The 11,916-nt window shown below is 66.6% G+C and carries 13 protein-coding genes; 9 read left to right on the top strand and 4 right to left on the bottom strand.

Annotated features, from left to right (window positions below; translation table 11 throughout):
* The 6 genes from J0M27_RS18750 to J0M27_RS18725 form a co-directional block, all read left to right on the top strand.
* The coding region (locus J0M27_RS18750) for a methyltransferase domain-containing protein (protein ID WP_294995373.1) at window positions 1-665 on the top strand (665 nt) is incomplete at its 5' end.
* A 48-nt stretch (window positions 666-713) separates the two neighbouring features.
* Window positions 714-2,816 carry an RNB domain-containing ribonuclease gene (locus tag J0M27_RS18745; protein WP_294995371.1) on the top strand — a complete coding sequence of 701 codons (2,103 nt, stop codon included), beginning with the start codon at window positions 714-716 and terminating at the stop codon, window positions 2,814-2,816.
* Between the two features lie 13 nt (window positions 2,817-2,829).
* Window positions 2,830-3,759: a TonB family protein gene (locus J0M27_RS18740; RefSeq protein ID WP_294995369.1), complete on the top strand. Its 930-nt coding sequence runs from the start codon at window positions 2,830-2,832 to the stop codon at window positions 3,757-3,759.
* Window positions 3,760-3,769: 10 nt separating this feature from the next.
* On the top strand, window positions 3,770-4,609 hold the full coding sequence (gene aroE, locus J0M27_RS18735; RefSeq protein ID WP_294995368.1) for a shikimate dehydrogenase: 840 nt from the start codon (window positions 3,770-3,772) through the stop codon (window positions 4,607-4,609).
* A gap of 151 nt (window positions 4,610-4,760) precedes the next feature.
* Complete coding sequence (gene mtgA, locus J0M27_RS18730; RefSeq protein WP_294995365.1) at window positions 4,761-5,456, top strand: monofunctional biosynthetic peptidoglycan transglycosylase; 696 nt, start codon at window positions 4,761-4,763, stop codon at window positions 5,454-5,456.
* 32 nt (window positions 5,457-5,488) lie between these two features.
* Complete coding sequence (locus tag J0M27_RS18725) at window positions 5,489-6,907, top strand: magnesium and cobalt transport protein CorA (RefSeq protein WP_294995364.1); 1,419 nt, start codon at window positions 5,489-5,491, stop codon at window positions 6,905-6,907.
* Window positions 6,908-6,926: 19 nt separating this feature from the next.
* On the opposite strand, the gene sugE is transcribed toward J0M27_RS18725, so the two are convergent.
* From sugE to J0M27_RS18705, 4 genes are all read right to left on the bottom strand, one after another.
* A complete protein-coding gene (gene sugE, locus J0M27_RS18720; protein ID WP_294995362.1) occupies window positions 6,927-7,265 on the bottom strand; it encodes a quaternary ammonium compound efflux SMR transporter SugE in 339 nt (112 codons plus the stop codon).
* Window positions 7,266-7,345: 80 nt separating this feature from the next.
* Complete coding sequence (gene hemL, locus J0M27_RS18715) at window positions 7,346-8,623, bottom strand: glutamate-1-semialdehyde 2,1-aminomutase (protein WP_294995360.1); 1,278 nt, start codon at window positions 8,621-8,623, stop codon at window positions 7,346-7,348.
* A 68-nt stretch (window positions 8,624-8,691) separates the two neighbouring features.
* Window positions 8,692-9,327, bottom strand: coding sequence for a thiamine phosphate synthase (thiE, locus tag J0M27_RS18710; RefSeq protein ID WP_294995357.1), 636 nt, complete (start codon window positions 9,325-9,327; stop codon window positions 8,692-8,694).
* Between the two features lie 45 nt (window positions 9,328-9,372).
* On the bottom strand, window positions 9,373-10,233 hold the full coding sequence (locus J0M27_RS18705; protein ID WP_294995355.1) for a hydroxymethylpyrimidine/phosphomethylpyrimidine kinase: 861 nt from the start codon (window positions 10,231-10,233) through the stop codon (window positions 9,373-9,375).
* Window positions 10,234-10,546: 313 nt separating this feature from the next.
* Here J0M27_RS18705 and J0M27_RS18700 point away from each other — a divergent pair, with 313 nt between their 5' ends.
* From J0M27_RS18700 to J0M27_RS18690, 3 genes are read left to right on the top strand one after another with little or no spacing between them, the layout of a single operon-like run.
* Window positions 10,547-10,939: a response regulator gene (locus tag J0M27_RS18700; protein ID WP_294995353.1), complete on the top strand. Its 393-nt coding sequence runs from the start codon at window positions 10,547-10,549 to the stop codon at window positions 10,937-10,939.
* 32 nt (window positions 10,940-10,971) lie between these two features.
* On the top strand, window positions 10,972-11,337 hold the full coding sequence (locus tag J0M27_RS18695; protein WP_294995350.1) for a response regulator: 366 nt from the start codon (window positions 10,972-10,974) through the stop codon (window positions 11,335-11,337).
* 9 nt (window positions 11,338-11,346) lie between these two features.
* Window positions 11,347-11,904, top strand: a complete 558-nt coding sequence (locus tag J0M27_RS18690; protein ID WP_294995348.1) for a chemotaxis protein CheW — start codon at window positions 11,347-11,349, stop codon at window positions 11,902-11,904.
* Window positions 11,905-11,916 lie beyond the last annotated feature (12 nt).

The raw sequence follows: 11,916 nt of genomic DNA, 5'->3' as shown, positions 1-11,916 counted from the left end.
GCGTGCTCGACCTCGCCAGCGGCCCCGGCCTGCTGGCCCGCATGGCGCAACAGGCCGTCGGCGCGAGCGGCCTCGCCGTCGCCAGCGACATCAGCGAAGGCCAGCTCGCCTGCTGTCCCGATTTGGCACGCGTCGCCGCCGATGGAGAGGCGCTGCCCTTCGCCGATGGCAGTTTCGAGCGCGTGCTGTGCGGCCTGGGCCTGATGTTCTTCCCCGACGAACATGCCGCGCTCAAGGAAATGCGCCGCGTGCTGCGCGCCGACGGCCTGCTCGCGCTGTCGGTCTGGGGTCGCGCCGAGGAGGTACCGCTGGTCGAGGCGGCGCTGGCCTGCATGCGTCGCCTGCTGCCACCGCCCAAGGTGGCGCGGCCCTCGATCTTCCGTTTCGGCGATCCCGGCGAGCTGGATCGCCGTCTCGCCAGCGCCGACTTTTGCGACCGCGACATCCGTCCTTGCCGGATCACCGTCGATTTCCCCGATGCCGCCGCCTACTGGCAGGGCTTCCTCGACCTCGCCGGCGGCGCGGCGGAAAGCCTGTCCCGGCTGCCCCCGGGAAAGCAGCGCGAGCTCGCCGTCGCGGTCGCCGAAGAGCTTGCGCCGCATGCCCTGGCGGGCGGCTTCCGGCTGACCAGCACGGTGCTGGTCGCCACGGCCAGACCGGTATAATCGGCCGCCTCGCTTCCCGCTCAAGCCCCGTCCGGGCTGCTCCCCTCCATGAATGTCCTGTTTGAAGAGGACGGCGCTTTCCGTGCCGGCGGCGTGCTGGCCGACAACGTGACCTCGCTGCAGATCGAACTGCCCTCGGGCAAGCGCAGCAAGGTCAAGGCCGCCAACGTCCTGCTGCGCTTCGCGACGCCGGCCCCCGGGGAACTGCTGGAGCGCGCCGAGGCCGACGCGGAAGGCATCGACGTTGATTTCCTCTGGGAGGTCTGCGGCGAAGCGGAATTCGGCTTCGAGGAACTCGCCGCGGAATACCACGGCGCCAAGCCGGATCCGGTGCAGGCCGTCGCCGTCCTGCTGCGCCTGCATTCGGCGCCCATCCATTTCCACCGCAAGGGGCGCGGGCGCTTCCGCAAGGCGCCACCGGAGATCCTGCAAGCCGCGCTGGCCGGCCTTGAGAAGAAGCGCCAGCAGGCCGCCGCCATCGAGCGCATGGTGACGGAACTCGCCGCAGGCCGCCTGCCTGCCGAGTTCCCCACTGTCCTGCCGCAACTGATTTACAAGCCCGACCGCAATCGCCCGGAGGCCAAGGCGCTCGAAGCGGCCTGCGGCGAAACCGGCAAGTCGGCGGCACGCCTGCTGTTCGAAGCGGGAGCGCTGCCCTCGACGCACGACTACCACCTGGGCCGCTTCCTGTTCGAGTTCTTCCCCGAGGGCAAGGGCGGCACGGGATTCCCGGCTTACGAGCCCCCTCGTGCAATTGGCGCGCAGCGCCTGACCAGTAGCCCCCCGCCCACGGCTGGCTTTGCACAGCCAGCCGGCTACGGCAGCGCAGAGCAGTGCTCTGCGAAACCCTGCCTTCGCCCCCGGGAAGGGGGACGGGGGGATGGCTCAACCCATGGCGATGCCGAAGGCATCGACCTGCCGCTCGCCGAAGTGGCCGCGTTCAGTGTCGACGATGCGCATACGACGGAAATCGACGACGCATTTTCGGTTACCGCCAAGCCGGACGGCGGCTGGAAAATTGGCGTCCATATCGCCGCGCCGGGCCTCGGCTTCGGCCCGGATTCCGACCTCGGCCGCATCACCCGCGAAAGGCTGTCCACGGTCTACATGCCGGGGCGCAAGATCACCATGCTTCCGGAGGACGTAGTCGAGCATTTCACGCTGGCCGCCGGCCAGACCGCGCCGGCCATCTCGCTCTACCTCGACGTCGCGAGCGACCTGCGCCTGCTCGGCCATGAAACCCGCATGGAGCGCGTGCCCATCGTCGCCAACCTGCGCCATCACGACATCGAGCCCTTGTTCAACGCCGATACGCTGGCGCAAGGCCTCGCCGACTTTCCCTGGCGCGACGAACTGAAGCTGCTCTGGGAATTCGCCCAGGTGCTCGAAGCCGGGCGCGGCAAGCCCTCGGACAACGGCAACCGCAAGGACTACAACTTCATCGTCGATTGGAACGCCGACAGCGGCATCGCGGTCGAGCCGGGCATGGGGCACGTCGGCATCGACGAACGCGCGCGCGGCAGCCCGCTCGACACGCTGGTCGCCGAACTGATGATCCTGGCCAATGCCACCTGGGGCGCCATGTTGCGCGATGCCGGCATTCCCGCGCTGTATCGCGTGCAGACGGCGGGCAAGGTGCGCATGAGCACGGTCGCCGCCGCCCACGAAGGACTCGGCGTCGAGTGCTACGCCTGGTCGTCCTCGCCCCTGCGGCGCTACTGCGACCTGCTCAACCAGTGGCAGTTGATCGCGTTGCTGCGGGGCGAACCGCCACCCTTCCCGCCGAAATCGGCCGACCTGCTGGCGGCCATGCGCGACTTCGAACTGACCTACGCCGCCTACGCGGAATTCCAGCGCGGCATGGAACGCTACTGGTGCCTGCGCTGGCTGTTGCAACAGGGCGCGACCACGGCCAGGGCGCGGGTGCTGCGCGAAACCTTGCTGCGGCTCGACGAGATCCCGCTGGTCGCCCGCGTGCCCTCGGTGCCCGATCTGCCGCGCGGCGCGCACGTGCTGCTCGGTGTCGAGGGCATCGACCTGCTGGAGGCCGAACTGCGCCTGCGCTACATCGAGCAGGCACCCGAATTGGCGGCCAATGACGGCTCTGATGGCGACTTCGCCGACGACGGGGACGGCGAACTGACGGCGTAAAATCGACGGGCTCATGCCTATCCCGTCCAGCCTGTCGCGCGCTTCCCTGCCTTCGCTGCCACGCCTGCCATGGCCGGGCTTCCTCGCCGCCATGGATCCGCCGCGGCGCAACCTGACGCTCGCGCTGGGCGCTTCGCTGCTGCTGCATGGCATGCTGCTCGCGGTCCGCTTCACGCCGCCGGATTTCGTCGACCGTGCGCGCGAACGCGCGCTGGAAGTCATCCTGGTCAACAGCAAGAGCAAGAGCAAGCCCAGCAAGGCGCAGGCCAAGGCGCAGACCAACCTCGACGGCGGCGGCAATACCGAGGAAGACCGCCGCGCCAAGACGCCGCTGCCGCCCTCGGCCAATGTCCGGGAAGGCGACCAGCTGGTCGATGCGCAGCGTCGCGTCGCCGAACTCGAAGCGCAGGCGCAGATGCAATTGACGCGGCTGAAGGGCGAGCGCCCGGTCAACGCCGAGCGGACCAGGCCCGAACCCAACCCGACCCCCGACACGGCGCGCACCGGCCTCGACCTGGCTTCCAGCGCCATGGCAATCGCCCGACTCGAAGGCCAGATCGCGCGGCAGATGGAGGAGTACAACCAGCGCCCGCGCAAGAAATTCATCGGCGCCCGGGTCGAGGAATACCGCTTCGCGCAGTACGTCGAGGACTGGCGGCAGAAGATCGAGCGCATCGGCAACCTCAACTACCCCGCCGCCGCCAGGGGGCGCCTTTACGGCAGCCTGGTGCTTACCGTAATCATTAAGGCCAATGGCGACTTGGAAAAGGTTGAAGTCAACCGTTCCTCGGGCCAGAGCCTGCTCGACGACGCGGCTCGGCGCATCGTGCAAATGGCGGCGCCCTACGCCCCCTTCCCAGAGTCGATCCGGCGTGACACCGACGTGCTGGAGATCACCCGCACCTGGACCTTTACCAACGCGGATCGTCTGCGTTCGGATTGAGAATGCAGTCATGACCGACCGCTACGCCGTATTTGGCAATCCCGTCGGACACAGCAAGTCGCCACGCATCCATGCACTGTTTGCGAGGCAGACCGGCCAGGACATCAGCTACGAGGCGATCCTCGCACCGGTGGACGGCTTCGCCGCAACGGTCAGCGCCTTCATCGCAAGCAAGGGCGGCCCGGTGCGCGGCGTCAATGTCACGGTGCCCTTCAAGGAGGACGCCTTCCGCCTCGCCACGCAGCGCACCGCGCGAGCCGAAGCCGCCGGTGCGGTGAACACGCTAAGCTTCGACGCCGGCACCATCGTCGGCGACAACACCGATGGCGCCGGCCTGGTGCGCGACCTGAAGAACAACCTCGGCTGCGATCCGGCCGGGCGCCGCATCCTGCTGCTGGGCGCCGGCGGCGCCGCGCGCGGCGTGCTCCTGCCGCTGCTGCTGGAACGCCCCGCCGAACTCGTGATCGCCAACCGCACCGAGGAAAGGGCGGCGCGCTTGGCGCTCGAATTTGCCCGCCTGCCGGAATGCGCGGTCGGCGCCAAACCGGACGCCGTCGGCTTTGCGGGCCTTGCCGGACGCGCCTTCGACCTGGTGATCAATGCCACCTCGTCGGGCCTGAGCGACAGCGAAATGCCGTTGCCCGCCGCGGTCTTCGCACCGCGCTGCGTCGCCTACGAGATGGTTTATGGGCGCGACACGCCCTTCATGAAGCAAGCGCGTGCGGCCGGCGCGCGGGTCGCCGACGGACTCGGCATGCTGGTGGAACAGGCGGCCGAAGCCTTCTTCGTCTGGCGTGGTGTCCGGCCGCATACGGCGCCGGTGCTCGCCGCGCTGTCACGCGGGTCATGATGCGGGTCATGACTATTGATCGCAGCGAACCAACTAGTCGCCCCCGCCCGGGCGGAGGTTGGGGGCGTGAGAAGGGGAATTCGCGAAGCATGCTTCGCGCCGTGCAAGGGGGGGCGTTGAATTCGCCATTGCGTTGCCGGATGGCAACGCAATGAGACCGGCGCCGCGCTGGCTGAAACTCGGCCTGGCGACCCTGTTCGGCGTGCTGCTGCTTTGGCAGGCCTGGTACCTGGGCTGGGTGGTTTGGTGGAAATGGTTCAATCCGGGAACCACAAGCTTCCAGAGCCAGCGCCTGGATGAAGCACGGCAGAAGAATCCCCGGGCCGAGCTCAAGCGCCAGTGGGTGCCCTACGAGAAGATCTCGGTGCAGCTCAAGCGCGCCGTGATCGCCGCCGAGGACGACAAGTTCGTCGACCACGAAGGCTTTGACTGGGAAGGCATCCAGAAGGCCCTGGAAAAGAACCAGAAGAAGGGCAAGGTCGTGGCCGGCGGCTCGACCATCTCGCAGCAACTGGCGAAGAACCTGCTGCTGTCGCCGACCAAGTCGTTTATGCGCAAGGGCGAGGAAGCCATCATCACGGTCTGGATCGAACTGTTGTGGGACAAGCGGCGCATCCTCGAGGTCTACCTCAACGTCGTCGAATGGGGCGACGGCGTGTTCGGTGCCGAAGCCGCCGCAAAGCGCTACTTCGGCGTCTCCGCGGCACAACTCGGTGCTGAACAGGCGGCGCGCCTGGCCGTGATGCTGCCCGCGCCGCGCCGCTACGAACGCAACCCCCATTCCGCCTACCTGAACGGGCGCACCCAGCTGATCCTGGGCCGCATGGGCGGCGCGGAAGTGCCATGAGCAAGGGCGAACGCGAATAGAATACCGCCGCCATGTCCGAACACATCGAAACCCAGGCCAACGACGACCTCGACGCGCAGCAACGTGCCGCCGAGCAGGACAAGCTGCGCCTGGTCGAGGAACTCCTGGCGCGCCAGAAGCGGGTCGAGAGCGTGGTGCATCGGCAGGGTCACGACGGACCACGACAACAGCTCGTCGAGAACCTGGTGCACATCCAGCACCTCGAGGAACTGCGCGCCAAGCTGGAGCAGATGCCCTCGGATGCCATCGCGCGGATTCTCGAAGCCCTGCCGCCGGATGACAGTCTGGTGGTGTGGGAACTGGTGGCGAAGGCGCGCGGCGAGGAAATCCTCGACGAATTGTCGGATGCCCTGCGCGATACGCTGCGCGAATCGCTGCCGGCCGCTCCGGCGGCGCCGGCCCTGCCGCGCACGCCGATCAAACTGAATGCCTTCGAGTTGAAGAACGGTCGCCTGCGCCAGATCGAAGTGGACAGCAAAGAGGACCTCGCCGCCACGACGCCGATCTGGGTGGACCTTCTCGCTCCGTCCATGGAAGAACGGCAATGGGTCGCGGAAATCTTCCAGCTGACGCTGCCGGATGCCGACGACCTGACCGACCTCGAGGAATCGGCGCGCTTCTACATCGAGGAAAACGGCGAAGTACATCTGCACTCGGCCTTCCTGCTCGACAAGGAGGACGAGTCGCGCAACGTCGCAGTCGCCTTCATCCTGCACAACAACATCCTGTTCTCGATGCGGGACGAGGAACTGCCGGTGTTCCGCCTGCAGCGCCTGCGCGCGCGGATCCAGCCGGGCTATGTCTCGGAAGGCAAGGACGTGTTGCTCGACCTTTACGGCGCCGACGTCGAATACTCCGCCGATGCGCTGGAGGACATCTACGCCGAGCTGGAAAAGGTCAGCCGAACCGTGCTGACGCCCCAGGTCACCGACGATGAGGCGGCCGAGATCCTCTCCGACATCGCCAAGGAGGAGGACCTCAACGGACGCATCCGGCGCAACGTGCTTGATACGCGGCGCGCGCTGTCCTTCCTGATGCGCAGCCGGTTGTTGTCGACCGACCAGCACGACGACGCGCGCCAGATCCTGCGCGACATCGATTCGCTGGACGGCCACACGTCCTTCCTGTTCGGCAAGATCAACTTCCTGATGGATGCCACGGTCGGCTTCATCAACATCAACCAGAACAAGCGCGTGTCCAAGCTGACCACCATCAGCGTTGTGTTCGTGCCGCTCAACATCATCGCCGGCATCGGCGGCATGTCGGAGTTCTCGATGATGACCCAGGGCGTGTCGTGGCCGGTGGCTTACGGCGCCTTCACGGTCGCCATGGGGCTCTTCGGCTGGGGTACCTTCGTCACGCTGCGCTGGCTCGAAACGCGCAAGGCAAGGAAACTGCTGGCGGCTCGTCGCGCCGGACACGAGGGCTGATCGCCTCCGGCTTCCGCCGCTATTTCGTCACCAGTTTCAGCCCGAGTATCCCGGCCACGATCAGGCCGATGCAAACCAGCCGCGCCACCTCGCGCGATTCGTTGAACAGCAGCATGCCCAGCAGCGCCGTGCCCACCGCTCCGATGCCGGTCCACACCGCATAGGCCGTGCCCACCGGCAGGGTTTTCAGCGACCAGGCCAGCAGTACCACCGAAGCGGACATCGCCGCCAGCGTCCAGGCGCTGGGCACCAGCCGCGTGAAACCTTCGGTGTACTTGAGGCCGACCGCCCAGGCGATTTCACACAGGCCGGCGACCAGCAGCACGCCCCAGGCCGCACCAGGACTGAGCAGCGGCATCGAATTACGCCCCCATCGCCGTGTCGCCAGTAGCCTGTCCTGAGCCTGTCGAAGGGCCGACTTTTCGCGGAGTTGCCGGCTCAGCCGGCGGCGAAGATGGCGTCGGCCGCCGCTACCGTGGCGGCTATGTCGGCCTCGCTGTGCGCGGCGGAAACGAAGCCGGCCTCGAAGGCCGAAGGCGCCAGATACACCCCGGCATCGAGCATGGCGTGGAAGAAGCGGTTGAAGGCCTCCTTGTCACTGGCCATCACTTCGGCATAGGAGGTCGGGGGCGTGGCGGCGAAATACACGCCGAACATGCCACCCACCGATTGCGCGGATAACTTCACGCCATGCTTCTTCGCCGCGCCTGCAAGGCCCTCGACCAGCGTCCGGGTCGTCGCCGCAAGCGCCTCGTAGAAACCTGGCGCGGCGATCTTCTTCAGCGTCACCAGGCCCGCCGCCACCGACAGCGGATTGCCCGACAGCGTGCCGGCCTGGTACACCGGTCCCAGCGGCGCAATCTTTTCCATGATGTCGCGGCGTCCGCCGAAAGCGCCCAGCGGCATGCCGCCGCCGACCACCTTGCCGAAGGTCGACAGGTCGGGCGTGATGCCGTACAAGCCCTGTGCGGAGCCCGGTCCGACGCGAAAGCCGGTCATGACTTCGTCGAAGATCAGCACAGCGCCGTGCTGCGTGCACAGCTCGCGCATGGCGGCGAGGAATTCGGGTTTGGGCGCAATCAAATTCATGTTGCCGGCCACCGGCTCGACAATCACGCAGGCGATAGTCTTGCCGTGCCTGGCGAAGGCATCGCGCAAACCTTGCGCGTCGTTGTAGTCGAGCACCAGCGTGTGCTGCGCCAGATCCGCCGGCACGCCGGCCGACGAGGGATTGCCGAAGGTCAGCAGGCCGGAACCGGCCTTGACCAGCAGGCTGTCGCCGTGACCGTGGTAGCAGCCCTCGAACTTGACGATCATGTCGCGTCCGGTGAAGCCGCGCGCCAGGCGGATCGCGCTCATGGTGGCCTCGGTGCCGGAGGACACCAGTCGCACCATGTCCATGCTCGGCACCCGCGCCACCAGCAGTTCGGCCAGTTCGATCTCCGCCTCGGTCGGCGCACCGAAGGAAAGCCCCTTCGCCGCGGCTGTCTGCACCGCAGCCACCGTGTCGGCATCGGCATGACCGAGGATCAGCGGGCCCCAGGAACCGACATAGTCGAGGTAGGCCTTGCCGTCGGCATCCCAGACGCGCGAGCCTTCGCCGCGCGTGAAGAAGCGCGGTGCCCCGCCGACGGAACGAAAGGCGCGCACGGGGGAATTGACGCCGCCCGGAATGGTCTTCTGGGCACGGGAAAACAGGTCTTCGTTGCGGGTCATGTCTTGGGATCCGAAATCAGGAATCGAGGATCGGATTGTAGCGGCGCTTTGCGCCGCCGGAACCGCGGTCAGGCTTGCTCGGTGGCGAAGAGCCGCTGGTAGGCATCGGCGCGGGTCTTGATGTCCATGGCATCGAACAGGTCGCTGACCACGGCGAGGATGTCGGCGCCGGCATCGATCAACTGCGGCGCGTTGTCGAGCGTGATGCCGCCGATGGCGGCCACCGGCAGGCAGAAACGGCGCTTGGCTTCGCCCAGCAGCTCCAGCGGCGCGCGCACCGCGCCGGGCTTGGTGCGCGAGGGGAACATGCTGCCGAAGGCGATGTAGTCGGCACCGGCCTGTGCGGCTTCTTCGGCCATCCCCAGGTCGTTGTAACAGGAAACGCCGAGGATGCGCTTCGGGCCCAGCGCCTCGCGCGCTGCCAGCAAGGAACCACCGGGGGCATCGCCGCGCCCGAGATGGGCGCCGTCGGCCCCGATCTCGACGGCCAGCCAGACATCGTCATTGACGATCAGCCTGGCCCCGGCAGCGCGGCAGATGCGCAGCATCTCCGCCGCCTGGGCGCGCCGCAGCGGGCGCGGCGCGATCTTGTTACGGTACTGGACGAACTGCGCGCCGCCATCAAGCGCCGCCTTGACCAGCGCCGAAAGGCGCGGCAGCAAAAGGTCGTCCAGGGTGACGGCGCACAGCCCGCGAAGTTTCATGTCCACTTCCAGACCCCGGTACTCGGACTTGCATACTCCGGCATGTCAGGCGTCATCGGTTTCCTCATCCACGTCGCGGGACCAGAACAGTCGATCGGGAATGAATTGTCCCATGCCCGGCCGAAATCCGGCGAACAGCGTGCGCCAGGTGTATTCCTGCGCGCCCATCACCGCATCGGCCATACCGGCACCGCTGGCAAGGTGGGCGGCGATCGCGGAAGCCAGGGTGCAACCCGAGCCGTGGTAGCTGCCCGGCAGCCGGTCCCAGCGATCCGTGCGCACCACGCCATGGCTGCCGTACAAGGTGTTGATAACCTGCGGCGTGCCTTCGTGGGTGCCAGTGACCAGCACATACTCGCAGCCGGCCTCGATCAATCCGCGGGCGCAATCGACCAGTCCGGGTTCTCGGCGCGCACCGTCCTCGAACTCGCCGAGTTGCTGCGCCAGTCGTCTTGCCTCAAGGCTGTTGGGCGTCAGCAGGGTGGTCTGCGGCAGCAGCATGCCGATCATCGCCTCGATCATTTCCTCGTCGGCGAACTGGTCGCCGCGACCGGACGCCAGCACCGGATCGAGCACCACCGGTATGCCGGGGTAATCGGCGATCACCTCGGCGATCGCCGCGATGACTTCGACGCTGCCCAGCATCCCGAGCTTGAAGGCCGCCACCGGCATGTCTTCGAGCAGCGCCCGCGCCTGATCCGCGACCCACTCGGCATCGATCGGCAGGACGCCCTCGACACCGGCCGTGTCCTGCACGGTGATCGCGGTCACCACCGACAGCGGATGGCAGCCCAGGCTGGCCAGGGTCAGTACGTCGGCCTGCAAGCCGGCGCCGCCGGTGGGATCGGACGCGGCAAAACTCAGCACGATGGGCGGCAAGGGATTGGCGGATGCGGCAAGGCTCATGAAGGCGGACGGCGGCGTGGATCGATATTTCGCGATTCTATCCGAATGAATATGCCCTCCCGACCCCGAGGGGCGCCGGCTTGCCGACACGCCAAACCGAGCCCGGACGGAATGCGGGCTGCGCGAGGAGGGCTTTGAAATGCTTAAAATCTAAGTATGATTGCGACTGGCTGGGCATTGCAACCAAAGCAGCAACGAACGGAACGACCGGGGGAGACATGGGCCAGGCTGGCGCAAGCGGGAGTATCGCTGGTGAATCCAGGCGCAGGGCCATGGTCATCGCGTATGGAATGATCATCCGGCATGGAGTAACGTGAGCGAAACGCCAAAGCTTTCCGGGATCAAGGTGATGGTGATCGATGACTCGAACACCATCCGCAAGACCGCCGAAATCTTCCTGTTGCAGGCCGGCGCCCAAGTGGTCCTGGCGGAGGACGGCTTCGACGCGCTGGCCAAGATCAACGATCACCTGCCGAACGTGGTGTTCTGCGACATCCTTATGCCGCGCCTGGACGGCTACCAGACCTGCGCGCTGATCAAGAAGAACCCGAAATTCGCGTCGACGCCGGTGATCATGCTCTCGTCCAAGGACGGTCTCTTCGACCGAGCGCGCGGTCGCATGGTCGGCTCCGACGAATACCTGACCAAACCATTTACCAAGGACAGTCTCCTGAAAACCGTTGCCACCCATGCCGGCCTTGGCTAACGGGTGTTACTCCGATTCGTGAGGTAGCCACCATGCCCATCAAGAATATCCTGGTCGTCGACGATTCGCCGACCGAACGCCACATCCTGACCGAATTGCTGACCAAGGCGGGATACCAGGTGACGACGGCGGAAAGCGGCGACGAGGCGATCGCGAGGGTCAAGCAGCTGATGCCCGACCTGGTCCTGATGGACGTCGTGATGCCGGGCACCAATGGCTTTCAGGCCACCCGCGCCCTGTCGAAGGACGAGATCACCAAGAACATTCCGGTGATCATGTGCACCACCAAGAGCCAGGAAACCGACAAGCTGTGGGGCATGCGCCAGGGCGCCCACGATTACGTCACCAAGCCGGTCGACGGGCCGGCGCTGCTGGCGAAGATCGCCGCGCTGGGCTGATCCAGGCTTATGGCAAAGCGCATCAGTCTGCGTGAGTTTCAGCAGAACCTCTCGGAACGACTGGTCTCGGCAAGACGCGGCGAAGGCAGTCGTGCCCTGCTCGGCGTCGAATCCGGCAGCGACGAGCTTCCGGGCGGCAGCCACTGGCTGATCGACCTGGCCGATTCGGGCGAAGTGGCGCCGCTGCCGGAACTGACTCCGGCCCCGCTGACCAAACCCTGGTTCGTGGGCATCGCAAACATTCGCGGCGTGCTCTACAGCGTGGTCGATTTCGCCGCCTGGCGTGGCGGCGCGCCGACACCGATCAACGCGCAGTCGCGGCTGCTGCTGGTGGGCGCCCGGCACGGCATCAACACGGCACTTCTGGTACGCCGCGCGCTCGGCCTGCGCCCGCAATTGGAGTTGCATGCCGCGGACGACGGCGGGCTTCCTGCCGGAGCCGAGGATCACGGCGAGGCTGCGGCCTGGCTCGGCGGCCGCTTCACGGACGCACAGAATGTCATCTGGACCCAGCTGCGCATTCCCGCGCTGCTGGCCGATTCGAATTACCTCGATATCGCTCTTTGAGCGCTCAGTAAA

The sequence above is a fragment of the Sulfuritalea sp. genome, assembly GCF_017302275.1.
Lineage (GTDB): Bacteria > Pseudomonadota > Gammaproteobacteria > Burkholderiales > Rhodocyclaceae > Sulfuritalea.
This window is presented reverse-complemented; position numbering and strand designations above follow the sequence as displayed.